Below are 24053 nucleotides of genomic sequence, written 5' to 3' on the forward strand. Positions count from 1 at the left end.
CTGAAAATTTTTTAATTAAAAATGACACCCTTATATCGGATGCCAATTTCTCTTTTTATATACATGATTATTCTATAATCCCCGATTGAACAGCATTCACTTTTGCTTCAATCTTTATTTCCATTTGACTATACTGCTCTTTCCATTCCTTACGATTAAAATCAGAGCGCTGCCTTGCCTTTTCCCCGATGCCAAGGGGATCTGTATCCAGTTCCTGAAACCTCTTGATCATTTTCTCTGCTCTCTCAGTTATTTCTTTTTCCACTGCTTTTTCAATTCTCTCAATCGTTTTCTTGTCTGTAAGATCTAAATCAACCCCTTCCATCGCTCTGCCGTTTACTTTCACCTTAAAAGTGGCTATATATTTCCCATTCCTCTTGTCCACCCTTATTTTAGGTTTTGATGACAGGTTTTCGAGACTTACATCTTCTCCCCCGCTAAGTTCTACTTCAAATTGTCCCCTCCGGAATTTTTCATAAAGGATTTTAAAGATATAGGCATCACCAAAGCTGATTGTATCAACTAGCTTATCTTCTTTAAAAATTCCCATTCCGCTTACTTTCAAATGCTTACCCTGTTTCTCAATTAAAGGTAAAAATGGGTCGGCATCTTTGCTGTAATAGTGAACAAGAAAACGGTGTAAATTTATCTCAGGAATAGTCGCCTCAAGATTCTGTTCCACCACATCGATTAAATACTGTGATACAGAATCACTTTGCGAGTAATTTGAATCAATAATGTCTTTCGCCTTCTCTTTCGATACTACAAGCAGCAATTTCCGGCCAATACTGGGGTTTCTCTGCAGACTGTCTATTTGTTTTTCAATCCCATGCTCTGCGAGCTCCTTATTGAAAATGACTAATCCCACCCTGCCAACGACTATGGGCCTTGCAGCTTCCGCCTGAATCTTTTGCCTGATCCGTTTACTTGTCTTCCCTGTTGCAGAAAAAACGTCATTCACCGGTAATGACTGTTCACCTGGAGGTATATTGGAAGAGCCTGCTGTTCCTTCAAATTCCTCACCATTAACATAATCATAGCCAATGGTCTGCACTAATTGGATATCCTCCAATACCTTTGGACTTGGAGTACAGCCTGCAAGGAGGATTGTAATCAAGGAACAGCATAAATAGTTTTTAGCATTCATCCTTTTTTCACCTTCATGATGATATATTGTAAGACCAGCAAGCATGGTAAGTAAAAGTAGATAGTATATAAACCCATTTGGGAAACAGCTTTCTGCAGCACATCAATTTGCTGTCTATCCGTTAGAAGAATGCTGATGAAAAACAGCAATAGGCAAAAAATCCTTAAGGCATTTCTTTGAGTGACAGGAAACAGCCGATTCAACCCCCGGCTGGCACACCAGAGGCCGATGCAGATATTCGGCAGAATGGTAAAAAACCATACGGAAATTCCTATGTATTCGAACCTCTCCACAATGATTAAGTCCACGATTTTCCATAGTGTGAGTGTAGCCCAAATGGTGCCTTTCAACTGTTCCTGGTTGAAGTATACAAACGTAACAAAAGCAGTCAGCAGATAAATAAATATGCTGAATAGCACGCCGAAGTATGCCCACTTTTCAGATTTCGGACCATCTTTTATAAAAGGATAAAACATAAATAAGGTCTCAAACCCGAGAAAATTAAGGGTCATTTCTTTTGAAGCTTTAAATAATTGTGCAGGAGAGGCATTCAGGATTGGCAGAAGATTACCATAATCGGCATACTGTAAAGGATAAAACTTCACCAATAATAATGGCAACCCGTATAAAATCCCTAAATAACTTACCCCTGTTACAACCCGAAAACCTCCTGTGACATAGGAATAGGATAAAAAAATGATAATGAGTACGAATATCCATTCGGAGACTTCGGGAAATACCCATACCTGGAGCACTTCCACATATGATCTAAGTACAACCAATGCAAAAGCAAAGAAGTATAAGGAAAATAGAAAGCTGAAAAAACCGCCGATCCATTTTCCCATAATATCAGCATGTATGGCTACGATGTCGTTGTTTCCCTTGTTTAAGATGCGATAGGAAACCCATATCAATCCAATAATGGAGGCGCCGGATGTTAAGATTGCGATCCAGGAACTATAGCCGGCCGACTGGACAATAACTCTTTCGAAACCTAGGATACCAACGCCTATTTGCATAGCATGTATTAAATAAAATACAAAATAGGGCGATACCATTTTATCCTCTTTAGGCAATGGAAACATCAACTAGCCTCCTTTATCGGAACATATTTACACCAATTAATCTTCTATATCTGTTTTGGATTTCTCATGCTTTTTGGGCTGAAAACGAGTTCGTACAGGAGATCTGACCTGCAATGGCCGCTTCGTTTGCATGAAAAACGGGAGGCGGAAGAGTGAATCCCTTAAGTCAGCCAGCCGTAATGGATAGACGGGTGCAAGATATGGGCGTCCCAGAGAAGACATTTTAAGTAAATGGCTCAAAATGTATGAGAAACAAAAGGTAACTCCCAGAAGTCCCCATAACTGGGCAGTGATTAAGAAAGGAAAGCGGATTAAGCGGATAGTATTGCCCATTTGATAGACAGGCGTTGTAAAAGAAGCCAGGGCTGCAAGCGCCACGATGATCAGCAGCACATTACTGGTCAGACCAGCCTGTACAGCAGCAGTCCCGATTACAATACCGCCTACGATACCAATCGTCTGACCGATTTTTGTCGGCAGCCTTGCCCCAGCCTCACGCAATAGCTCAATGGTCAATTCCAGAATAATCGCTTCCAATATCGGCGGGAACGGGATGCCGCTTCTTGAAGCTATGAGCGGATTAAGCAGGTTTTCCGGAATCATTTCGTAATGATACGTGAGCACGGCAACATAAAGAGATGTCGACAAAACGGAAAAGAATACCGCAAACAAGCGGACCAGCCGAAAAATGGAGGCAATATGCCAGGATAGATAGTAATCTTCAAATGCAGAAAAAAACTCTACCAGAGTTGTAGGACCTGTTAATGCATGCGGTGAGCCATCAACAAGAATCGTTATTTTCCCTTCAGAGAGCACACTCGCTACCCGGTCCGGCCTTTCCGTATCAATTAATTGAGGAAAGGGAGACTTATGATTATCAGATATGATCTGGTTAATAAAAGAGCTGTCCACAATTTGATCAAATTGAATATCATTCAGGCGCTGCAGGATCGTATTCACATTTTCTTCGTCAGTAACTCCTTTAATATAAAGAACAGCCACCCTAGTTTTTGTCAGGCTTCCAATCTTTACTTCTTCCACGATGAGATCAGGAATAGGCAGCCTCTTCCTGACCAGATTGATATTGGCATCAATTGATTCGACAAAAGCTTCCTTAGGCCCCACAACACTGTACTCTACTTCAGGCATACTGACGGGTCTCTTCTCAAGCGATACAGCAGAAATAACCAGAGCCTCCTGCAGTGAACCTTTTACTTCAATAACAATACAGCCTGTCAGCAATTTATCCCTTATTTCATGAACATTATCTATAATTTCAGTATTATCAATGGGAATAGCCTGCTGAAGATCAAAAAGGGTATTGCTCTTATTTTCATTGATATAAGGCAAGACATATTGATGCAAAATATTAATTTCTACAATTGTCTGGTAATAATGAATATAAAATGGGCTGGATTCTGAATATCTATAGGAAACAAAATCTGTTGATTCTTTACAGCGATGAAGGAGTTCATCAATCCGCAATTCATGCTCACTATTTTCATTCTTCTTTTGTTTATTGTCCCTATTAAACCTTTTTAATTTTGATTTAAAAAAACCCACCGTGCACTCCTCCAAAACTTAACAAATCGTAGTTTTAGTATGTGCGGGCGGGTTTTTATTATTCTATTTCAATATGTTAGCTCAATTTTTACTTTTAGCGCTTTGAAAATCAATTATCCCATTTAATAAAGATTTACAATTCGTTTTTTAAAGGTGCCTACAAGCCTTAAACCTTTAGACTTTCTGCAGCTATTATGCTGACAAATAGTCCTTAAAGTATTACATTTGACCGTTACTTCGTTTCACGGTGCAATGTATGCTTCTTTAAACGGGGAGAATATTTCATTAATTCGATCCGGCCAGGATGGTTCCGCTTATTTTTTGTTGTAATGTAATTCCTGTCCCCTGACTCTGTACAAGCTAATGTAATCTTTTCTCTCATATTAATTTCCTCCTATTAACTTCTTAAATGCTTTGAACAATTCTTTCAGCCGCCTGACGCGCGCCTGAAATATTTCGGGCAATCGGCCCAATCTCCAGTTCTGCAAGAGGCCCTGTTACATATAGATGCCGGCACCATTCAAGGGATTGACTCACAATCGGGTATCCGCATTTTGCACATGGAAGGCCAAACGTTTCAATGGCTTTCTCAAGCCATCTTCCGCCAGGCCTGGATGGCCTGAACCCGGTTGCAAAAACAATTGACTGCACCTTGACTTCCTGTGTGTCCACTGAAAGAATCAGTTCCTTGTTTTCTCCTTGCTTCACGGAAGTAACCTCTCCGTCTGCCACCTTGATCGTTTGTTCATTTTCAAGCTTCCTAAGCTTGTGAAATAACTCTGAGGGCAGCGATCCCCGGTTTCTTGCCTTTTTAATAACTTCTCTGCGTTCGGAATAATCGGTGATTCGCTGGTAGCTTTTTTGATATTTAGGTCCCAGCCAGCCCGGATCACTGTCAAAATCACAAACCTTAAAGGGATGCCTTTTTATTAAAGTGACTTGACCTGAATAGAGTGCCGAAAGCTTGATGACTGTATGGGCGGCTGTAATGCCTCCTCCAATGACAGCAACAGGCATCCTCAATTTTGAAAAATCTGCAGAATCATCAAAGATGTGAAACATCCCATGCCATTCTTGCTTAATAGAATCTGCCCATTCGGGTACATGCAGCTGATCGTTTATGCTTAATGCGAGTACGACTCTTTTTGCCTTTAGACGTTCTTCTCCGGCTGTATTTACAATCCAATAATTGTCCTCCCTATCGAGACCATTTACATATCCCTGATGCCAGCTGGCCCCTAATCCAAGATCATGGAGAAGAGTCTGACTGTGCTCATTAAACATTTCCAGGGATGGTCTTTTATAGACCCCATAGAACTCACTTTTCTTCCATTGGTGCTTTGCTGCGTAGCTTCTTAAGCTGAATGGATCGACATCAAGGTGATGTACAAAAGGTGAGCGCAGAAACTTCATGCCAATCCGATCCGTACTTGTAGTCCACTTAAATAATGGCCTTACATGTGGATCAATAATGCGCAGCTTATCAGTTGATACCTTATTATTTTTTACTAAGAAGGCTGCAATGGTACTGCCCTGAATGCCGCCTCCTACAACGATCCAATCATAGACCATATGAGCCTCCTGATGCAGGTTTTAATACGAAATCATTACGATTTAAAGAATAAATTTTTTTACGACTTAATTTCGTTTAAGGAGAAATAAAAATATTTAACTTTATTTCTTTTCTTTCTTGCCCGGATACTGTCTGTTAATTCGACCCATGTGACATGTTTCAATTTATTTTCAAGCTGCCTGTTAATTTTGTCTTCAATTTCATGCATGGTCATCATCAGCTGTCCAAATGAAAGGTTAAAATGTGCTGCCGCCTGCCTATGAGGTGAATGCTTCACAAGAAGAGCCATAAATTCTTCAGAAGTCGAAGCCTTTTGAGCCAGCTCTTCTTCCAGACCAACGACAAATTCATAAATCTCTTTTTGCTCAGGAGGTAGTGACTTTACAATCTCTCTTGAGACCATTTCCATAAGATGTGAATTCATATCTTTCACCTCATCTCGCCAAGTGGAGAAACAATTTACTTGCTCTTCATGTTATATCTCTTCATAAATCGTTCAGCACGTCCGCCGCGATCCGTGAACTTCTGAACTCCAGTATAAAACGGATGTGTATCTGAGCTTACTTCAACTTTAATCAATGGGTATGTGTTTCCATCTTCCCACTCGATTGTTTCATTTGCAGTCTTTGTTGATCCTGTCAAAAATTTAAAGCCGCTGTTCATATCCATGAATACTACTTTATGATATTCCGGATGAATATTTACCTTCATTTTCATTACCTCCGCATTTTATTTTACCAGCTGGATTTCTTTACTCCCGGAACTTGCCCTTTGTGCGCATATTCCCGGAAAGCAATTCGGGACATTTTAAATTTGCGAAGATATCCCCGCGGTCTGCCCGTAACTTGGCAGCGGTTTTTCAGCCGTGTCGGTGATGAGTCTCTTGGCAGTTTCCTTAGAGCCTCATAATCCCCTTTTTCTTTTAGTTCCTTTCGTATTTCTGCATACTTTAATACAAGCTCCTGCCGTTTGATTTCCTTTGCTACCTTAGATTTTTTTGCCAAGGTATGTCACTCCTTTCTGATGAAAATCGTAATTATTACGATTTGAATATTGTTATTTAATCACAAAAATTTTGATATTGCAACACATGTAACTTCAGATTACCCTTTGGACTGTTATTAGTATGAATAAAAAACGCAATCCCCATATAGATTGCGTTTCTAAATTTTTATTGCTCGATATCCCTCTTATTAAACCCTAAAAACCCCGCTAACGCCAGTCCCCCAGCAATTAAACACAATAGAAGCAGCGGGATAATTGAGAATTCCTCAATCGGTGCCTGCGGAACATGGCCAAAAGGAGAAATACTGCCGATCCAGTCAGAGAATTGAAATAAACCTCCTAAATACAGCACAATAAATGAATATAAAACATATAGCCAAATAAAACCCGTGAATTTTGGCAGAAATCCAATCAGAAAGACGGCCAGGCTAATCATGACCAGCATTGCTGGATAATAAGATAATGCTGCCCCAAAGATCATTCCAAAGGATAAACCGCCTTCAACCACAGCAGTCCCGGCAGACCATAATCCGAGTGCTGCCAGAGATATCATGAAAAATCCATTAATGACAGATATAACGAAATAACTCCCTAACAGTTTTGTCCGTGAAACGGCTCTGCTCAAAAGATGAACAATTCGTTCCTTTTTCTCTTCACCTCGAAGTTTATTCATGGCCATCACTGGAGGAATAGTTGCCATCAGTGAGATGACAATCATCAGCATTGGAATGAATTGTTCTACTAATGTTACCCCCTCTGTTGGCTTAAGGAGCTGCTTCATGGCTTCATTATCTGAGAAAAATGATTCCAGATCCCCTAATACTGAACCGTAAGAAGCCCCCAGCACAAACATGCCTATTGCCCATGAAATGATTCCGGTCCGCTGCAACCTTAACGCAAGGCCGATTGGACTCTGCAAAAAAAGGGATGCATATTTTTTTCCCGGCCTGGATGGCAAAAATCCGCGATCAAGATCCCGAATAGCGTTCAAATAATTCGCGATGGCAAAAAGAACCATGGCGGCAGCAATCATTAAGACAATAGGCCACCAATTATTAGAATTATAGACTTCTGCTTTGGTTACCCATGCAAGCGGCGAAAGCCAGGATAATGATTCATTGCTGATATCTGTGATTGCCCTAAAAAGATAAGAAATAAGAAGCACAGCTATCGAATAGCCGATTGTTCCCCGTGAACTATCTGAAGCCTGAGCAAATACAGCTGTTACACCTGCGAAAAATAGACCCGCCGCCCCTAATGCAGCACCATAAAGCAATGACCCTTCCAGATTCATGCTTTCAATTCCCAAGGCATAAAGGCCGAATCCATTAATCAAAGCCAATCCGATGCAAGCTGCCGATACTACAAGCAATGATGCATTTAAATAGGATAGACGCCCTACAGGCAGCGAACGGAGCAATTCCAGCCGCCCATCCTCTTCATCAGCCCTGGTATGCCGGGCAACCAGCAGGATGCTCATTAAACCGGTCACAGCAGCTGTCATTAAAAGCATTTGATGGGCTGTCATGACACCAATCGTATAGTTGCTTAAATCCGCGGGGCCAGTCATGGCAGTCATCGCCGGGTTGGCCATTGTTTGTGCCATAGCATCCCTTTCCTGCTGAGAATTGTATAATCCCTTAAAGGCTGCTGGAACGATTATCGTAAAAAAGGTTAGTGCCAGCACCCATATTGGGATACGCAAACGGTCCAGCCGGAATATAAATTTTGAAAGGAAAGCGGTTTTTGCTAAATGATTGCCTGCCATCAGCGGACACCTCCAGTATCCTTTTCCCCTTCATAATGACGCATAAATAAATCCTCTAATGTTGGCGGGGCACTTTCCAGCCTGATGATGCCAAATTGACTTATATGCCTGATGACTGCATCCATTTGCATCGTATCAACCTGAAACGACATCCCATGTTCACTTTCCTGAATGTCATGAATGCCTGGCATATCAAGTAATCCTGTAATCGGCATGCTTGTGTCAACGAGGACTTGTGTCCGTGTAAGGTGGCGAAGCTCATTTAAGGTTCCCGACTCAATAATCCTGCCTTGACGGATAATGCTTACCCGGTCGCACAGCTTTTCTACCTCTGATAAAATATGGCTGGACAGGAGAACACTCTTTCCTTGTCTCTTAACTTCCATCACACATTCCTGAAAAACCTTTTCCATCAATGGATCCAGGCCTGATGTCGGCTCATCCAGAATGAACAGGTCTGCATCAGAGGAAAAGGCCGCAACCAGAGCAACTTTTTGCCTGTTTCCTTTAGAGTAGGTTCTGCACTTCTTGGATGGATCCAAATCAAATTTCTCTATTAACTCCTCACGTTTCGCCTTATTCGCAGTGCCATTTAATTTTATAAATAAATCAATGACCTCTCCCCCTGTTAAGTTCGGCCAAAGATTCACGTCACCAGGCACATATGCCACCCTCTTATGAATGTCGACAGCATCCTGCCAGGCGTCCTTGTTAAAAAGCTTTACTTCTCCGCCTGTTGCCTTTAGTATCCCCAATAAAACCCGAATGGTGGTGGATTTTCCTGCCCCATTTGGTCCGATGAACCCCAGTATCTCACCTGCATTTAACTCGAGATTTACCCCATTCAGTGCCGTAAACTTGCCGAATTTTTTTGTTAGGTTGGTTACTTTTAAAAGGCTCATGGTCATTCCTCCCCATTTTTATAAAAACAGCGCTTTAGAATTTCCTTATAACTGTCCCATTCGTTAATCAGCTCGATACCGATATCCTCAAATGACTTGATTTTCGTGATTTGCAGCTCCGCGAAACCAGTCATTGTCCAATTAAGGATATTTATCGCCTGTTCAGGTTCTATATCCTCCCGTAGCTTTGACCAGTCGATGTTTTCGTAGATTCTTTTCATGCCATCTTTTTGAATGTTTGCCAGCAGTTGATTTATATCAGATTTTACTTCCTGAGCATCTTCTTCAAGCAGGGATTTTAAGAAATCAAATACTAGGGGATACTTCTTTTGAATGTTTAATTTAATGAACCCTACCTGGCTGATTCTTTCAAAAATGTCCCTTTCATTCATATCTATTTCAACATAGATTTGTTCAATGATGTTTATTGCATTCTGAATCAAAAAGAAATACAAATCCTTTTTATTGCTGAAATAGTTGAACAATGAGCCTTTGCTTATTTGTGCATCCTTTACTATTTCATTTGTAGATGCCTTCTCAAAGCCGCTCTTTACAAATTCCTTCATGGCTGCATTGATGATTCGTTCCTGTTTTTCGCTTTTCAAGCTGTAAAAAGTAGTATTAATTATATTCCACTCCTTTCACCAAAATGACCAAAGTGGTCATTTTCAACATAACAAAAAATGACCATATTGGTCAATGTTTTTTTCATATAATAAATTCTTTATTTAACGTTTTATCTAATGATACAGGGGGGATACATTTTATATGGAGGTGATAGAGGTGACTTTGCTTTTCTATAAAGCAATGGAGGCATTCAAGAAGGACGCAGAAAGGCAGAAACAAGAGATCCAGCAAACTGAAAGCTGCAATTTGAAGAAAAAAAATTAACACATGGCTCAGCAGTCATACTCTGTCATCCTTTATGGATGATTTTTTTTGAAGTTTGAATCCATAATGAATGCGAATAAATATGAATTGATCCAAATATTCATTGACGCTGCAGGTCAGTAAATCAAATTCTGATATGACTTAAAGAGAATTCAATGGTGCTTTGTCTCAATGCTTCTATTCATTTTGATGTTTTAGACCTTTGTTAACGCTCAGGTATAGTTATAATTTCCACCGATACAGAACGCAGAAAATACCGGAGTATGCAAGGACGAAAGGTAAAACCCCCTTCATTCCGGTTTTTCCTGTGCAATCCTTTAAACACACCATTTTAGTGATGGCATTGTTTTCAGGATGAACCGAAATTACCATCAAATAATGAAAAAAATCGCAGTCCTTTTATTTATGGGATGCTCATATATCAGTTCCTAGGAGACCCTGGCGGATAATAGTAAGGAGGAACCTTAATCCAGCTTCTTTTCCTCATTAAATCCTTTAATGAGGCACCAAATTTCATTTTCTCCAGCATGCAGTGGGTAAACAGCGAACTTACATCATTTCTTATAGACTGAGCGGCTGCTGTCGAACAATGAACAATGGCAGCCACAGTTTTAATGCTTAAGCCGTTCATAATTTCATCATCCGTCAGTTTAGTTCCCAAAGGAACTGAATTAGGCTCTGAATCCGGTCGTTCTTCACTCGTTGGAGGCAAATGGATCCCTTCTTTTTTCATAAAGTCTTTAAATCTCTGTCCTTGAACATCACATTGCTTCAAGCTTTCTTTCAGGATTTTGACCACATCATCATCTGTTGTCGTATTCAAGCCTGTCTGAATATATACACTTGCTTCATCCATGATTGTGAGGTAAAGCCAGCAGCTCATGACTTCCCCTACGTGAAGAGGGCTTTTTGGTTCATTATCTAAATTTACCTGTAAATAATCTTTTATTGTTTCGATTATAGTAGTCATTATGTACCTCCAATTGAGTAATATCAGCTTGAAGATAAGCCTCTTAAAGCCATGGTTTAGGTAGTGTATTATTGTTTGACTCAACCATTTTTTAGTATTTTCACTTATTTAAGATCAGCTAGCCTTTTAACAGCACGGAGGATCCACGCTGTTACATTTACTGAAGGCAACGAAACTCGATGATTGCAGGAAGAGATGTTGATTACGAGGATAATTTGCCCTGGATTATTAGGGTTTATGCTGAAGTCTGGTTTAAATCTTGAATAGTTGCTTATGCATTGTTACCAATCTCCATAAAAGCTCGGGTTTCCAAAAGTTGCATGAAACTATCTTTTTCCGTTTAAACTACAATCAGCTGAGCCTATAAAATAAAAGGGATTGATTTTGATGGAAGAACAGAAAGTTACAAAACCCTTAAATAAGTTACTGCAGGGTCAATATATGGGAATACATTCTTATGAAGAATTTATTAAAAACCTTGATGACGCTTCCCCGCTTCGCTCTAGATTCATTATGATCCAAAAGGATCTAAAGCATCATGCAGAGCTGCTATCAGAACGAATTCAGGAGCTGCACGGAACACCGGCTACCAGCGAAGGAGTTATTGGCAAAATTGAACAATTCATCAGTCTGATATTCGATCACCCACAAGGTGAAAAGGATATCTTAAAGCATGCCATTAAAGGAGAAAATCTTTACGGAATTAAAATGACGGAGAAGTTAGTCCGGGATAAGCTGGATGAAAAAAGCATGAGTCTTGTTCATCAAATATTAGATAAGCAAAGAGAGCATGTGGATTATTTAAAATCTGAATTGCACTGATGCATGATATAGAATAAGCACGATGCAAGTTGTAGATGAAACAATTTTTCGTGTCTTGCTGCAAACCCTTCAACTGTTCGCGTTTTTACCTGTCATCATGTTAAAATCACATCCTTTGCAGTTCTCATATTAGTTAAATTGTTCGATCTATGGATCTCACTGACCAGTGATCCCTTGATATTCCTCATAATTTTGTAATTAAAAATGCCTGCCAAGTGTTAAACCTGGCAGGCATTTCTCTTTGACCTTATCTGCAGCCATTGATGCTTACAGACCAAAACAATTAGACATTGCACACACACTTTGATAAGCTTGACTATCTGAAAAAATTACTGTTATTCTATTTTCGTTGAAGCAGGCAGCTGCATGGCATCATTATGGATTTTCAGCGGGAAAACCGCTCATTTATACTAAAATTTGTCTTTATTTCCTCTGGAGGTTGATTTTGAAAAACATCCCACTCAAAAAATTCTATTTATATATCATATTGGCATTTTGCATTGCTGCCTCCGTTCTATTTGTTCAAAACAATGACTCATTCTATGAACGAACCATCGCTGAAGTTAAAGCGGTTAAAACTCATCAAGCTGAAGAAGTAACGGATATTTACGATAATGAAGACCGCATTTATGAACAGCAGATAGTGGCAGAAATAACGAATGGCGAAGAAAAAGGGCAGCAAATCCACTTATCAAATCAGTTTTCTAAATCCAAAGCATACGATTATGAAATTCAGACAGGACAAAAGTTATTTGTGTCCATAAAGGAAAAAAAAGCAGGTGCTGCAGAACTAAGCGGAGATATCCTAGATCTGAAGCGCGACCATTACATACTCTTGACAGGATGGATCCTTATCCTGATACTGCTTTTTGTCGGAAAAAAACAAGGTCTCTTTTCCATAATCAGCCTGGCAGTTAATGCCGTGCTGCTTTCCTATGCATTGGATGTATATCTGAAAAATCCGGAAATAAGCCTGCTGCTGATCTGCAGTGTGGCAGTCATTTTATTTACCGTTACCTCCCTTCTGCTCGTAAATGGCTTCAACGAAAAAACATATGCTGCGATTATTGCAACGCTAGCGGCTACATTCTTATCATTATTGGTCACTTATCTGGTCATATGGTTAACTGGCGGGAAGGGGCTAAGATACGAAGAGCTCCAGTTTATAACCAGGCCCTATCAGATGGTTTTCTTAGCCGGTTTATTTATCGGCTCGTTGGGGGCGGTTATGGATGTAGCCATTACCATGTCATCTTCACTGTTTAGCTTGTATGAAAAAAATAACAGCATTCCAGTGCAGGCTCTTAAACGCTCTGGAATGGAAGTAGGCAAAGACATTATGGGCACCATGACGAATATCTTGTTTTTCGCCTATATCAGCGGCTCCATTCCGATGCTTATTCTGTATATAAAAAATGACTCCCCGCTCGGATTCAGCCTATCCATGAACCTTTCACTGGAATTAGCCCGGGCACTTGCCGGAGGAATTGGGATTGTAATCACGATTCCGATTGGGTTGCATACGACGATATACTTCATTAATAGAAAGAGGGCCCAAAGATGAACGCCATCCTATTGCTGTCAGCCATATTATTTATTCTGATGACCCTTATCGGCGGAAAAAAAGGAGCAAGATCATTTTTTGCGATCTTCCTCAACTTCGGTGTGATTATTTTCGTCCTCTTCTTTATGAACGATCCAAACATCAATCCAATTATCGTTACATTATTCGCATGTGCACTAATTGGCTGTATCAATCTATTTTTTATAAATGAAGTGAACATTAAGACGATAACCGCATTTCTGTCTTCGATCATTACTACAGTAGTTCTCATTGTGTTCATTGTCATCATTGCAGATAAGGCAAATATTCAGGGATTTGGTGAAGAGGAAATAGAAGAATTGAGCATATTTTCCCTTTATATTGGGGTTGATTTTGTTAAAGTGGCTGCATCTGTCATCATCATGAGTACAATCGGCGCCATAACAGATGCTGCCATGGCCATCTCTTCGCCAATGAGGGAAATTCATTATCATCATCCGGACATTAGCAGAAAAGACTTGTTCCAAGCTGGCATCAGCATCGGTAAGGATATTCTCGGAACAAGCACCAACACATTATTTTTCGCCTTCTTTGGCGGATATTTAGCACTTCTGATATGGTTTAAAGACCTATCCTATTCACCAGGTGAAATTATCAATTCAAAGATTTTCAGCGGTGAGATGATTACGATCTTCTGTGCAGGAATTGGTGTTACGATGGTCATTCCTGTCACTTCGTGGATTACTGCAATGTATTTAGTGAAAAGAGGAAATACATCCGATAGCACTGAATAGCTTTGAAAACACTACTGCAGCCCTTTTAAAAGGCTGCAGTAATGGTTAATACTTATTTCTATTGCTTATACCTATTGCTTTTTATGTATCAGCATCTTCCTATTAGTTACAAGCGGAGGCTGCTCCAGCCATTTTTCCTTTACCACGATATCAAAGGTATCCTTTGCATAAAGCATGACTTCTGCAATAATTTTACTGTATTGAGATGTTAGATCAGTTCTCATGGACACTGACATGGCATGTGAAATTAAACTAATGTCTACGGAATTTAAAACATTGATCATTGAAAAAATAAGTTTGTCTGAAAAAGGTGCCACCATGGATTCTGTTACTTCCATTCCGACGGTCACGGTTCCAAGTAGCTCTTCTTCCATTAATAAGTTATTGAAAAAGGATATCTGTTTTTCGCTGAGCGTTTTTCCTTTCAAAATATGTTTTTTCAGTTCTTTGTCTTTTACTACTTGAGCAAACGCAAGCATGATGAGAACTGAAAAATAATTCCGCTCGATATTAAAAAATATTTCCGATAATTCTATTGCATTCAAGGGACGTTTTGCACCTATAATTCCCGACAGAAATGAATCCTTTTGAACAAATTCAATTTCTTTGGGATAGTTCATTTTTGGCGGGCGATCATAAATACCCTTACCCAGCATCATCTTGACTGCTTTGCCAAACATTTCTGTAGAGGTATGTATACACTCTGTAAAAAAATCCAGTACATCCAGCCGAACATTATTTGAAGCAGTATAGCTGAAGTTAATCATTCCCAATCGATTCATCATATAAATATAGCTTAAGGTGAACACATCATTGAATAATGGAGGGGCTGACAAATTGACATCCCCTTCGGAAAAGGCAGCCGGTACCGGAAAATTTTCTGAGAGAAAAATTTTTTTGATCTTATCTATTCTTCCTTGCGAAATTTGCAATGACTCTTTTGCTAATGGAATGATTTCCTCATCTTGGAGGTGGTGTAAAAAATACTGGAGAAAACAGGAACCCATGCTTTCTTGTAAATAAACCCCCCAAAGGCCTCCAATTTCTGTGCAAGTCAGTTCAATATTTACCTTCTTATTCCCGTATTCCACAAATGAACCCCCCACCATGTTTTAGTAGGTTTATTATTCCAAAAAGATTAACAAAAAAATCTATCTTTTCATGAAGTAATATATTCCATAGTTAAACAAAACCAATCCCTTTGCATGAAAAAACAAGCTGCTAATTTGCAGCTTGTTCTATAGTTACTAAGATGAAAATCCCTTGAATGATAAACTTCAGATCTTAACTAAATTTACAAAAAGTCTTTTTAGGATAATTTCCTTATTTTACATTTATTGGTATTTAATTTTAGATATCGTCAATACTAATATGAGAAAAATGAGGTGAACTTATGCACTGCATCCTTGTTATCCTGGTCATTATCTTTGCTTATTTTAAAGGTGACTGGCACAATTGGGAAAGATATTATCCTTCCATGCTATACATTTCCGTAGCATCCTTCATTTATGAATTTATATCACACAGCCATTTTCACTTATGGGAACTTGAAAAAGGCATTTTAAATCTGATGGGTGTTCATCTATTGCATAACATCCTAATTAACCCTTTAATTGGATTTATGTTCTTATCTAATATCCCCAGCAGCCTAAAAAAGCAAATTTTCTATTATGCAAAATGGATTGTCTTATTTTGGGCGGCTGAATGGCTGGCAAACCGATTTAGTTTTATATCCTACCATAATGGATGGAATATTTGGTGGTCATTTTTATTTGTAATCATTATGTTTCCAATGATTCATTTACACTATGTCCATAAACTTCGTGCATTATTTCTTTCGGTTATTATTGCAGCTATTTATTTATATTTATTTGATTATCTATAAATACACATCGGGATGCCAGCCAAATACATACAACCTTAAAAAAACACATTCTCAGAACCGTTTTAAAGGTGATCAGCAGCTTCCCCTGTGGAATTTTTTCCCTTAACCTGCTTTAACGTCGCCACTATAAGAAAGCTGACGATCACTAATAAAAGCCATGAACTCACCTTCCCCAAATGAACGAGGCTCCATGCATCGGCCTGATTGGGGTATTCCCAGGCCCCAAAGAATGTTGCGATATTTTCCGCTATCCATATAAAGAATCCGATAAGCACAAAAGAAAGTGCAAGCGGCATACGGTATTGGATTCCTCCTACCTCGTAACTGACCCAGGATCTCCAAAAAACAATCAGAACCATTCCAGACAGCCACCATCGGATATCGATCCAATAATGGTGAGTGAAAAAATTCAAATAAATCGCAGCAGCAAGAGGTACTACTGCCAGGAATGGCGGCCACTTAATCAAGTCAACCTTCAGCCTTCTCCACGCCTGGCAGAGATAACTTGCTACACTGGCATACATGAAACCGCTGTATAAAGGAACTCCAAACACTTTGGTATAGCCATCCTCCGGATAAGCCCATGAGCCCATATGGACCTTAAATAGTTCAAGTGCAAGGCCAATAATATGGAACAAAGTGATAACCTTCAATTCATCCTTCGTTTCAAGCCCCGACCGCACCATGAACCACTGCATCAGGAGACAAATAATCAGCAGCCAGTCATATCTCGGCAGAATGGGCATCGGCAGGAATTTGGTTAAAGCTAAAGAAGCAAAAATAACAACAGGAAATAAGCAGGACAATGCCTGCTCCCAGCCAAAACGAAAGAGCTGTTTCAGTGACCGAATCGAACGTGGCTCCTCTTTCCGAATAGTCAAATGCATCTTTAATCCCCCACCTGTATCATTAATCTTCCTTATCATTGCGGTATTCCAGGATATCACCAGGCTGGCAGTCCAAAGCTTTACAAATGGCCTCCAGAGTTGAAAACCTTATCGCCTTCGCCTTTCCATTTTTCAAAATAGAGAGGTTTGCCATTGTGATTCCTACCCTTTCTGAGAGTTCTGTTACACTCATTTTCCTTTTTGCCAGCATCACATCAACATTTATAATAATAGCCATGTTCTCACCTCAGACCGTTAAATCATTTTCTGATTTTATATCAATTGCCTCTTGCAAAAGCTTTTGCAGAACAGCCGCAAAGACTGCTATAACCATTGAAGCAAAAGGAACCAGCAAGCCAACGAAGATGACACCCGGGGCATCGTCTATTTCTGCAAAAATATAGAAAATCGGCAGTACCAGCACATGTAATCCGGCGATGGTGATGGCACAATATTTAATTTTCTTTAAAGCTGTGACAGATAAATCTGAGAAAGCCTTATTTTCGTCAATATAGCGCAAAAGTTTGAAAGCCTGATACAGCGCAAAGTAAAAAGGAATCGTCGAAGCATAAAACACGATGTAAACCCAATATTTAAGGAAAGCAAACTTCGGCAGCATTTCACCTGCAACTTTCCCCAGCTCAGGCACCAAAAAAATACATAGAACTAAAATTGGGACTCCTAATAGAAAAACGGCTATTTTTAAGAACAATGTTGTTACTTTTTCCATAAAAAACACCTCACTTCTTATTTTCAGTTTGATTTTAATACAATATTTATCGTTTTGCAATAAATAATTAGTGTTTTTTATTATATTTTTATTGAAATGTAACCTACTCATTGAATCAAACAAATTAAAATAGAGCATTTCTTATTTCAAAATGCTCTATTACCAATATTCTCTGCTTGCTCAGCAGGTCCTGAGAAAGAGTAGTCTGCAGATGGAATTTATAATTGATTACGGGTTTGGTTAGGTTCATATGATCCAGCGGCCATTTGTTGCATTGCCAACTTGCTAGATAAATGATGGAATGTTGGTCTACCTTTCTTTTTCAGTTCCCATTAGAAAAGAAGTAACTTTCATTCGTAATGAAAATGATAACAGCATGTTCAGGCACTTAAGTTCCCTGGAATGGAAATGGGAAAAGATTTAGCTTTCATCGAATGATAAAGGTCTAAAAGATTTAAAAACGAAATTTACCGCTTTCTCCCATAAAAATATTAGTTCATTTATTAAAACCGATAGTTCCTGACATTAAATCAAATATCATTCTCACTGCACATACATACAGTTAAGGGCAAATATAGATATTGATATATGAGGGAAAGGAGATGGGATATGAAAGGAGAAAACACGCTGGAATATCCAAGAGGAACGATTCATGCAGCGGATTTTTCGGAACTGAATTGGCTATATGTGCTGTTTAATACAATGGAAGAACCAGTCAGGGCAGACCGGGAAGGCGGATTGATTCCTTCACTTGCGAAAGAAATAAAATGGCTTAATGAACATACCATGCAGATCCGTTTGCATGTAACTAATTTTCATTATGGTCAGCAGCTTTCCGCTGCAAATGTCAAATATAGCTTTGATGAGGTGCAAAAATGGGATGCTCCTCACCCGCCCGGCACCTGGATGAATTTTCCTGAAGGCACAACCTGCACGATCATTAACAGCAATACCCTTCTGTTTGAATTTCCTCAGGCTGACGGCTATTCATCCATAATGAATCAAATGCAGGTATAACTGTCCATTCAAAATTCTCTTTAAGCTGATTCCCATAAGAAGTCCAGGAAAAACACATAACATGGGAAACCACATAGTCCCAAGAGTGATTTCCAAATCTTTACTTTGATGGGACCAAGAGCCCTGCTGTTATAAATGCCGCTGATCAGACAAATGGGAGTTACGAGAAGTTTTTTTCTCCTCCTCAGCCTGCCTCTTTAACGCATCCCACATGGCAAAAAAGTATAAACCTGGATAGAGCATCAGCCATTGATAATTAGTCAGAACAATTGCTTCCTGTATTTTTCCGTGAAAGCTTAAACGAATTACTTCATTGAAATTGGAATTGATATGGTCAGTACTACCAAGACAATAAAGAGAGTTCTTTTATAAAGCTTGCCATGCAAAACTTGTGCAAAACGATACTCCATAAAAGACTTTCAATGACTTTATCCTGTTTTATGATCATGTGGCTGGATTCATTTTCTCTTTGCCAATTCTTCATGATCGGTCGCAATGGGCGGCTGCTCCATCCATTCATTTTTGATTAATAAATTGATGCCATCTTCAGCTAATACTCCCATCTCAGCAATCATTCGCGCGTAGCTCGCTGATAAGTCCCTCCTCTGGCACATGGACAATGCCTCACCATAATATCCTATGGCAGATGAAAGCAGTGCTGCTATATGTGTCATTATCAGTTTGTCAGAAAAGGGTGGAACAGTTGAATCGGTTACTTCTGTTTCAAGAGTTTTCGGTATGTTTAAATTATCTTCTTCCAACATTGATGAGAGGATCTCAAAGTGTTTATGGCAGAGATGTCTGCTTCTTTCCATATATTTTCGTACCTCTTTTGATTGAGCCACTTGACTAAAGCCCAGTTCCAGAACAATTTTCGCCATTGTCTTTTGCATATTCATATATGTACCGCTAATTTCAACTGCGCTAATTGGTCTGCGTTTTCCAAGCCACCCTGTTAAATATTTTTTCTCTTCCAAAAAGTCAACAGACTGATGATTATTAAAAACCGGCGGCTTACTCAGAATCCCTTTGTTCAGCAAGACATTAGATGCCCGATCGACCAGTTTAAGAGTTTCCCCTATCACTTGCATCATGTATTGCCTCTGGTCTTCGCGAATGGCGTTTCCCATTGCACCGGCATATCTTGTTAGCCCATGAATGGACATGATATGAATATAAATGATCATAAATGTATCGGTAAACAATGGCGGAGCTTCCAGATTGACATCTTCATCCGTAAATCCAATAGGTATTGGATATTTTTCTTCTGTCAGAAATTCCTTTACTTTTTGGAGATGCCGTTCAGATAAATCAAGTGCATAGATAAGGACATCCTTGATGTCTTCATCCTTGACATGATGAACAAAATAACGCAGTATGCAGTGAGATAAGCTGTCATTCATATATTGTGACCAGAGGGTAGCTAATTCAGGTGCCGTAATTTTTGTATGGTGATTAAATGAATCCTTGTCCATTTTGATTGCCTCCCGTTATTTTCTTGGATTAGTGTTACCTTTTGTCAGCTATTTATTTAAAATAATGAAGATCAAGAAAATAAAAGGAGACCATTTCTAATAAAAATGATCTCCTTTTTGAATCCTGGCCAGGAGGTTAACATTGTTATCCAAGCTTGCTCAGCCTCTCGATCGTACTTGCCAGTAAAGCCGTTCGCTTCGGGAACGTTTTTAAATCGATATACTCATCTGTTTCACTGTGGGAAAATTCTCCGAGCGGTCCCATGCCGTCCACAGTTGGGACGCCTTCAGTGGATGTATACGCTGCATCCGAACCTCCACCTTTCCTCTCGCCGTTAATTTTCACTACCGGCTTAAAAAACTCCCTAATAAGCACTCATTTCCCAAACTGCTCAGGCAGAATACTATTTAAACACCTCCTCCGAAAAATGAAAAACCCAACTCAAACCCCTTGAGTTGGATTTTTTACCTTTGTGGAGAACCTGGAGTATAGTAATATGGCGGCACTTTAAGCCATCCTCTTTTCCTCATCAATGTTTTTACAGTTGCCCCTATTGCTGTCCATTCTAAAAAGAATTCAGTCCACATGAGGCCTAAATCATTACGGATAGCGTCTGCCTGTCCTTTTGCGCATGCTTGTGAACATGTAACTAATTTAAAGGCGACGCCATTTGCAATTTCATCATCCGTTAACTTAACACCTAAAGGAACATCTTTCGGGTTTGAATTTGGCTTTGAAGAAGTTACATCAGGTAAAGGAATTCCTTCGTTTTTCATAAAATTGCCTACCCTTTTCACCTGTGCTTCACATACCTTTACTATATCTGTCAGCATTTCCCGTACTTCATCATCAGCAGTTGTGTTTAATCCCATTTCTTCGTACCGGATAAATTCTTCAACTAAAGTTACATACTTCCATAGGTCTCCAACTTCAATCACATGTAAGAGAGATTTAGGTTCATTTGTATTATCAAATGAAATTCTGAGCATATTAAAAATTGCTTCTAACGCGTTAGGCATCTTTTTACCTCCTCATTATATATGTTGTGTAGAGGCGGAAAGAAAATACAAGGATTTACATGCACTTGTTATATATTAAGCGAAACTCTCCCTATTTACAGCAAACAGAGGGATCTATAGATGCAATTTGCAACTCCTGATTCTTAAAAGAGTGGCATAATTGATTTACCATTTGAAAATAATTAGAAAAAGATAGGGTGAATTATATGGCGTTTGAAGAGGGACTGGCAAAATCTGAAAAAGCATATGAACAGTTTACGGAGATAAGCGCGGCATTCGCGGATATCGTTAAGAACGATTTTATTACAACATGGCAATGGTGGTTTGGACTTGCTTTGTTTATCATTCCCTGGCTGGTGTGGTTTAAGTACAGGAAAAAAGACAGCACCGGGCGTCTTCTCTTAGCTGGTTTATTAATTATTATTTTATCTCTTACAATAGATCTGGCAGCATTATCCTTGGGGTTATGGTCCTATCCTATGATCATTATTCCTCTGGCACCATTTCTATTTTTGCCGTACCACTTTTCTTTAGCACCGGTAGGAATAATGTTTGCTCTCCAGATAAAGCCTCAAATGAATAGCTTGTTAAAAGGAATTCTTTTCTCTGCCATTGCAGCTTTTGGAGGGATGAATTTCTTTAACGCCATTGATTTTTATAATCCAAAAAGCTGGTCTACTTTATATGATTTTGTCATTTTCCTCACACTTTACTATGCCGGATATTGGATAACGAGAATGGAGAGTTTACATAGGCTGGATGAGATAAAATCGGAAGGAAAGTAAAATGAAATAAATAAAAGACTTTCTTAATTATCGGAAAGTCTTTTCTGCATCCAAAGTGTACTTTTTATCTCATAAAATCAATTTAGAATGGCCGAATCACTTCCGATTTTGCTGTGATTGTCGCCTCTCTTTTCCCAAATGAAGAAAGGCTGCACGCAATCAGGAATTGGGCAGAGTAGTAAGTTGTCATGATGAAAACATCTGAATAAAAAACGCCTGAAACAAACATATTCCAAGACAGAATGGAGTCCGAGATCACAAACAAAAGGCTCCCGGCAATGGCCCATTTGCTGCCGGTCAGGATGGCTGATAAAGCCATTATTGAAATGACCAGCATGTAGGCAATAACCGGCATCATCAGCATCCCAATTCCCTCAGCAGCTATGGATGCAATCAGCTGGCGGCCAATGAGCCAGGAATATAAACCAATCGGGATTATGGCAGCCAGCCGCAGCTTAGTGATATCCGCCATTTTCAGGAATCCAGTCAAATAGAAAAGATGGCCAACCAGGAAAGCTCCAAGTCCGGCAACAAATGACACGGCAATGAATCCATCCCCGAGCATGCAGAAAAATAAGCCTATAACGACTAAACGCAATGCCGGCGAAGGACTGGCAGGGAGCTTACGGAATGCATAAATAATAATTAGTGCCATAGGAATCAGCTTGAAGACGACCTTCATTGCCAGGGGCTCTTGAGGAATAATGAAAATATACAAGAAAGCCATCAGTCCTATTAAAATAGGAATCAGCAGATTTTTCAATACTATTCATCTCCCTGTGTACGAATGTAATTTGCCCTTTAATTAACAGGTATTAAACCCGATCTAGCTTTTTAAAAGGCTTTGGCGGTAATTCAACACGGATTTCATCACCTGGCTTCACTTCTCCGCCCTCCAAAACAACTCCCATTATTCCAGCTTTTCTTATTAAGTTTCCTCCTCCATCCTGGTCAATAACAGCCTTTAAAAGACCAGGTTGAAAATGATCGATCTGAGCACAAGGATTCCGTAATCCAGTTACCTGAATAACGGCAGATGTCCCAATAAATAAAACACTGTCAGCAGGCAGTTCAAGAAGATTGATTCCGGCAGTTGTAATATTTTCACCCATTTGGCCAGGTTCAATATGGAAACGGTCTGCTAACTCCTCAAATAACTCACTGTGGATTAAATGAACCTGTCTTAGATTCGGCTGGTCAGGGTTTTGTGCCACTCTTGACCGGTGTTTAATCGTTGAACCAAAATGGGCATCCCCTTCGATCCCAAAACCCTTCACCAGTTTTATGATATTTTGATTTTTTTTACTGAAAGTGTGCTTTTTGCTTATACTTACCGCTTTGACTGTACCCACAAGTGAATATTTCTTAATTTCATCCTTCATTTATCCCACACAGCCTTCCTTTTCTTTAGACTCCTGTTACTTATTATTCCATAAAGAATTTTTTAGTCCTTCCCCCTAGGCCATAATGTTCGACATTGTTTGATTAGCGATAAGTAAAAAATAATGAGTCTTTCCTCAATGTCCTTATAAAATCACACATATTAAAATAAGAAATTAGGAAATATAGAAGTAGATAACACGTATCTAAAAGGGGTTAATTCGCCGTGGAGGAAAACCGGATAAAAGACTTCGATCAGATTGTCAAAATGGGTAAAGAGGGACAAAAAGCTTTAAATGATTACTGGGTGGAATACAGCATTTACAATTCCTTTGAATATTGGTTTATGGTTATGCTTTTTATTGTTCCTTTAATAGTGTTATTTTTCAAAATTGATAAAAGAAAATTATTTTTCATGGGGTTTTATGGTTATAGTATTCATATGCTATTTGGCTATATCGACTTGTATAATAAAAACTCCGGACTGCTGAATTATCCTTTTCCTATGATTCCAGCCATTCCAGGTATTTCCCTTGACTCCAGTTTCGTTCCTGTCACATTTATGCTTGTTTATCAATGGACATTGAATCATAAAAAAAATTACTATGTTTATACTGTGCTGACTTCTGCCGTTTTAGCCTTTGTTTTTAAGCCTCTTCTTATAGGTCTCGGTCTATTCAAGCTATATGGAAGCACAAACTATCTTTTTCTTTTTATATGTTACCTAATCGTCATTATATTAGCTAAGGTGATTACGGACGTTTTCTTATGGACAGAGCGCAAATTTAATAACCATCATCATGGATAATTT

The 24053-nt window shown here is 39.2% G+C and carries 28 protein-coding genes; 7 read left to right on the top strand and 21 right to left on the bottom strand.

Annotated features, from left to right (window positions below):
• Positions 1 to 67: 67 nt before the first annotated feature.
• From NR125_RS15845 to NR125_RS15900, 12 genes are all read right to left on the bottom strand, one after another.
• A complete protein-coding gene (locus tag NR125_RS15845; protein WP_192908701.1) occupies positions 68 to 1147 on the bottom strand; it encodes a Ger(x)C family spore germination protein in 1080 nt (359 codons plus the stop codon).
• Positions 1144 to 2232, bottom strand: coding sequence for a GerAB/ArcD/ProY family transporter (locus tag NR125_RS15850; RefSeq protein ID WP_009334173.1), 1089 nt, complete (start codon positions 2230 to 2232; stop codon positions 1144 to 1146). The genes NR125_RS15845 and NR125_RS15850 overlap by 4 nt, the downstream gene beginning before the upstream one ends.
• A gap of 36 nt (positions 2233 to 2268) precedes the next feature.
• On the bottom strand, positions 2269 to 3795 hold the full coding sequence (locus NR125_RS15855; RefSeq protein ID WP_071158315.1) for a spore germination protein: 1527 nt from the start codon (positions 3793 to 3795) through the stop codon (positions 2269 to 2271).
• 232 nt (positions 3796 to 4027) lie between these two features.
• Positions 4028 to 4177 (bottom strand): 50S ribosomal protein L33, encoded by a 150-nt coding sequence (rpmG, locus tag NR125_RS15860; RefSeq protein WP_192908702.1) that lies wholly within the window; start codon positions 4175 to 4177, stop codon positions 4028 to 4030.
• 23 nt (positions 4178 to 4200) lie between these two features.
• On the bottom strand, positions 4201 to 5367 hold the full coding sequence (locus NR125_RS15865) for an FAD/NAD(P)-binding protein (protein ID WP_192908703.1): 1167 nt from the start codon (positions 5365 to 5367) through the stop codon (positions 4201 to 4203).
• 59 nt (positions 5368 to 5426) lie between these two features.
• Positions 5427 to 5792, bottom strand: a complete 366-nt coding sequence (locus tag NR125_RS15870; RefSeq protein ID WP_256815677.1) for a hypothetical protein — start codon at positions 5790 to 5792, stop codon at positions 5427 to 5429.
• A gap of 35 nt (positions 5793 to 5827) precedes the next feature.
• A complete protein-coding gene (locus NR125_RS15875) occupies positions 5828 to 6079 on the bottom strand; it encodes a type B 50S ribosomal protein L31 (protein ID WP_009334168.1) in 252 nt (83 codons plus the stop codon).
• 23 nt (positions 6080 to 6102) lie between these two features.
• Complete coding sequence (rpsN, locus tag NR125_RS15880; RefSeq protein ID WP_113884782.1) at positions 6103 to 6372, bottom strand: 30S ribosomal protein S14; 270 nt, start codon at positions 6370 to 6372, stop codon at positions 6103 to 6105.
• Positions 6373 to 6539: 167 nt separating this feature from the next.
• Positions 6540 to 8141 carry an ABC transporter permease gene (locus tag NR125_RS15885; RefSeq protein WP_192908706.1) on the bottom strand — a complete coding sequence of 534 codons (1602 nt, stop codon included), beginning with the start codon at positions 8139 to 8141 and terminating at the stop codon, positions 6540 to 6542.
• Positions 8141 to 9043: an ABC transporter ATP-binding protein gene (locus tag NR125_RS15890; protein WP_009334165.1), complete on the bottom strand. Its 903-nt coding sequence runs from the start codon at positions 9041 to 9043 to the stop codon at positions 8141 to 8143. Before NR125_RS15890 ends, NR125_RS15885 begins: the two co-directional genes overlap by 1 nt.
• Before the next feature lie 2 nt (positions 9044 to 9045).
• Positions 9046 to 9648: a TetR/AcrR family transcriptional regulator gene (locus NR125_RS15895; protein WP_019383404.1), complete on the bottom strand. Its 603-nt coding sequence runs from the start codon at positions 9646 to 9648 to the stop codon at positions 9046 to 9048.
• Between the two features lie 707 nt (positions 9649 to 10355).
• Complete coding sequence (locus tag NR125_RS15900) at positions 10356 to 10904, bottom strand: DUF3231 family protein (RefSeq protein ID WP_009334163.1); 549 nt, start codon at positions 10902 to 10904, stop codon at positions 10356 to 10358.
• 387 nt (positions 10905 to 11291) lie between these two features.
• Here NR125_RS15900 and NR125_RS15905 point away from each other — a divergent pair, with 387 nt between their 5' ends.
• The 3 genes from NR125_RS15905 (at position 11292) to NR125_RS15915 (ending at position 14063) form a co-directional block, all read left to right on the top strand.
• Entirely contained in the window at positions 11292 to 11726 is a 435-nt protein-coding gene (locus tag NR125_RS15905; protein WP_009334162.1) for a DUF2383 domain-containing protein, read from the top strand.
• A gap of 445 nt (positions 11727 to 12171) precedes the next feature.
• The gene (locus tag NR125_RS15910; protein WP_192908707.1) at positions 12172 to 13290 is read left to right on the top strand and encodes a YibE/F family protein; all 1119 of its coding nucleotides are present in this window, start codon (positions 12172 to 12174) and stop codon (positions 13288 to 13290) included.
• On the top strand, positions 13287 to 14063 hold the full coding sequence (locus NR125_RS15915; RefSeq protein ID WP_009334160.1) for a YibE/F family protein: 777 nt from the start codon (positions 13287 to 13289) through the stop codon (positions 14061 to 14063). Before NR125_RS15910 ends, NR125_RS15915 begins: the two co-directional genes overlap by 4 nt.
• Positions 14064 to 14134: 71 nt before the next feature.
• Here the strand turns inward: NR125_RS15915 and NR125_RS15920 are convergent, their stop codons facing one another.
• Positions 14135 to 15154 (bottom strand): DUF3231 family protein, encoded by a 1020-nt coding sequence (locus NR125_RS15920; RefSeq protein WP_009334159.1) that lies wholly within the window; start codon positions 15152 to 15154, stop codon positions 14135 to 14137.
• A gap of 302 nt (positions 15155 to 15456) precedes the next feature.
• Here NR125_RS15920 and NR125_RS15925 point away from each other — a divergent pair, with 302 nt between their 5' ends.
• Entirely contained in the window at positions 15457 to 15948 is a 492-nt protein-coding gene (locus NR125_RS15925) for a CBO0543 family protein (protein WP_009334158.1), read from the top strand.
• Between the two features lie 62 nt (positions 15949 to 16010).
• Here the strand turns inward: NR125_RS15925 and NR125_RS15930 are convergent, their stop codons facing one another.
• Genes NR125_RS15930 through NR125_RS15940 form a run of 3 tightly spaced genes read right to left on the bottom strand, consistent with a single transcriptional unit; the run spans position 16011 to position 17565 of the window.
• Complete coding sequence (locus tag NR125_RS15930) at positions 16011 to 16799, bottom strand: DUF817 domain-containing protein (protein ID WP_026041845.1); 789 nt, start codon at positions 16797 to 16799, stop codon at positions 16011 to 16013.
• A gap of 58 nt (positions 16800 to 16857) precedes the next feature.
• Positions 16858 to 17073, bottom strand: a complete 216-nt coding sequence (locus NR125_RS15935) for a helix-turn-helix domain-containing protein (protein ID WP_009334156.1) — start codon at positions 17071 to 17073, stop codon at positions 16858 to 16860.
• A 9-nt stretch (positions 17074 to 17082) separates the two neighbouring features.
• Positions 17083 to 17565: a DUF2975 domain-containing protein gene (locus tag NR125_RS15940; protein WP_009334154.1), complete on the bottom strand. Its 483-nt coding sequence runs from the start codon at positions 17563 to 17565 to the stop codon at positions 17083 to 17085.
• A gap of 609 nt (positions 17566 to 18174) precedes the next feature.
• Here NR125_RS15940 and NR125_RS15945 point away from each other — a divergent pair.
• On the top strand, positions 18175 to 18582 hold the full coding sequence (locus NR125_RS15945) for a periplasmic substrate-binding domain-containing protein (RefSeq protein WP_232292507.1): 408 nt from the start codon (positions 18175 to 18177) through the stop codon (positions 18580 to 18582).
• 458 nt (positions 18583 to 19040) lie between these two features.
• On the opposite strand, the gene NR125_RS15955 is transcribed toward NR125_RS15945, so the two are convergent.
• The 3 genes from NR125_RS15955 to NR125_RS15965 all read right to left on the bottom strand — a co-directional run bounded on the left by NR125_RS15955 (position 19041) and on the right by NR125_RS15965 (position 21077).
• Complete coding sequence (locus NR125_RS15955) at positions 19041 to 20057, bottom strand: DUF3231 family protein (RefSeq protein ID WP_009334150.1); 1017 nt, start codon at positions 20055 to 20057, stop codon at positions 19041 to 19043.
• Positions 20058 to 20202: 145 nt separating this feature from the next.
• Positions 20203 to 20403 (bottom strand): M20/M25/M40 family metallo-hydrolase, encoded by a 201-nt coding sequence (locus NR125_RS15960; RefSeq protein WP_226280733.1) that lies wholly within the window; start codon positions 20401 to 20403, stop codon positions 20203 to 20205.
• Between the two features lie 119 nt (positions 20404 to 20522).
• Positions 20523 to 21077 (bottom strand): DUF3231 family protein, encoded by a 555-nt coding sequence (locus NR125_RS15965; RefSeq protein ID WP_009334146.1) that lies wholly within the window; start codon positions 21075 to 21077, stop codon positions 20523 to 20525.
• 206 nt (positions 21078 to 21283) lie between these two features.
• On the opposite strand from NR125_RS15965, the gene NR125_RS15970 reads away from it, so the two are divergent.
• Positions 21284 to 21862: a CBO0543 family protein gene (locus NR125_RS15970; protein ID WP_019383393.1), complete on the top strand. Its 579-nt coding sequence runs from the start codon at positions 21284 to 21286 to the stop codon at positions 21860 to 21862.
• 82 nt (positions 21863 to 21944) lie between these two features.
• Here NR125_RS15970 and NR125_RS15975 read toward each other — a convergent pair whose 3' ends face one another.
• Entirely contained in the window at positions 21945 to 22625 is a 681-nt protein-coding gene (locus NR125_RS15975; RefSeq protein WP_071158334.1) for a lysoplasmalogenase, read from the bottom strand.
• 52 nt (positions 22626 to 22677) lie between these two features.
• Positions 22678 to 23244, bottom strand: a complete 567-nt coding sequence (locus NR125_RS15980; RefSeq protein ID WP_009334140.1) for an MOSC domain-containing protein — start codon at positions 23242 to 23244, stop codon at positions 22678 to 22680.
• 224 nt (positions 23245 to 23468) lie between these two features.
• Here NR125_RS15980 and NR125_RS15985 point away from each other — a divergent pair, with 224 nt between their 5' ends.
• Positions 23469 to 24050, top strand: coding sequence for a hypothetical protein (locus tag NR125_RS15985; RefSeq protein WP_071158336.1), 582 nt, complete (start codon positions 23469 to 23471; stop codon positions 24048 to 24050).
• The last annotated feature ends 3 nt before the right edge of the window (positions 24051 to 24053 follow it).

The organism is Cytobacillus sp. Bac17 (assembly GCF_024519925.1).
GTDB classification, from domain to species: domain Bacteria; phylum Bacillota; class Bacilli; order Bacillales; family Cytobacillaceae; genus Cytobacillus; species Cytobacillus pseudoceanisediminis.

What these genes read in the sequence shown, in the direction of transcription:
- NR125_RS15935 (WP_009334156.1), bottom strand. Translation starts at nt 17,073, where the DNA reads ATGGCTATTATTATAAATGTTGATGTGATGCTGGCAAAAAGGAAAATG.
- NR125_RS15925 (WP_009334158.1), top strand. Translation starts at nt 15,457, where the DNA reads ATGCACTGCATCCTTGTTATCCTGGTCATTATCTTTGCTTATTTTAAA.
- rpmG (WP_192908702.1), bottom strand. Translation starts at nt 4,177, where the DNA reads ATGAGAGAAAAGATTACATTAGCTTGTACAGAGTCAGGGGACAGGAAT.
- NR125_RS15870 (WP_256815677.1), bottom strand. Translation starts at nt 5,792, where the DNA reads ATGAATTCACATCTTATGGAAATGGTCTCAAGAGAGATTGTAAAGTCA.
- NR125_RS15955 (WP_009334150.1), bottom strand. Translation starts at nt 20,057, where the DNA reads ATGGACAAGGATTCATTTAATCACCATACAAAAATTACGGCACCTGAA.
- NR125_RS15890 (WP_009334165.1), bottom strand. Translation starts at nt 9,043, where the DNA reads ATGAGCCTTTTAAAAGTAACCAACCTAACAAAAAAATTCGGCAAGTTT.
- NR125_RS15980 (WP_009334140.1), bottom strand. Translation starts at nt 23,244, where the DNA reads ATGAAGGATGAAATTAAGAAATATTCACTTGTGGGTACAGTCAAAGCG.
- NR125_RS15945 (WP_232292507.1), top strand. Translation starts at nt 18,175, where the DNA reads ATGAAAGGAGAAAACACGCTGGAATATCCAAGAGGAACGATTCATGCA.
- NR125_RS15850 (WP_009334173.1), bottom strand. Translation starts at nt 2,232, where the DNA reads ATGTTTCCATTGCCTAAAGAGGATAAAATGGTATCGCCCTATTTTGTA.
- NR125_RS15965 (WP_009334146.1), bottom strand. Translation starts at nt 21,077, where the DNA reads ATGCCTAACGCGTTAGAAGCAATTTTTAATATGCTCAGAATTTCATTT.
- NR125_RS15900 (WP_009334163.1), bottom strand. Translation starts at nt 10,904, where the DNA reads ATGACTACTATAATCGAAACAATAAAAGATTATTTACAGGTAAATTTA.
- NR125_RS15885 (WP_192908706.1), bottom strand. Translation starts at nt 8,141, where the DNA reads ATGGCAGGCAATCATTTAGCAAAAACCGCTTTCCTTTCAAAATTTATA.
- NR125_RS15915 (WP_009334160.1), top strand. Translation starts at nt 13,287, where the DNA reads ATGAACGCCATCCTATTGCTGTCAGCCATATTATTTATTCTGATGACC.
- NR125_RS15875 (WP_009334168.1), bottom strand. Translation starts at nt 6,079, where the DNA reads ATGAAGGTAAATATTCATCCGGAATATCATAAAGTAGTATTCATGGAT.
- NR125_RS15905 (WP_009334162.1), top strand. Translation starts at nt 11,292, where the DNA reads ATGGAAGAACAGAAAGTTACAAAACCCTTAAATAAGTTACTGCAGGGT.
- NR125_RS15940 (WP_009334154.1), bottom strand. Translation starts at nt 17,565, where the DNA reads ATGGAAAAAGTAACAACATTGTTCTTAAAAATAGCCGTTTTTCTATTA.
- NR125_RS15845 (WP_192908701.1), bottom strand. Translation starts at nt 1,147, where the DNA reads ATGAATGCTAAAAACTATTTATGCTGTTCCTTGATTACAATCCTCCTT.
- NR125_RS15865 (WP_192908703.1), bottom strand. Translation starts at nt 5,367, where the DNA reads ATGGTCTATGATTGGATCGTTGTAGGAGGCGGCATTCAGGGCAGTACC.
- NR125_RS15970 (WP_019383393.1), top strand. Translation starts at nt 21,284, where the DNA reads ATGGCGTTTGAAGAGGGACTGGCAAAATCTGAAAAAGCATATGAACAG.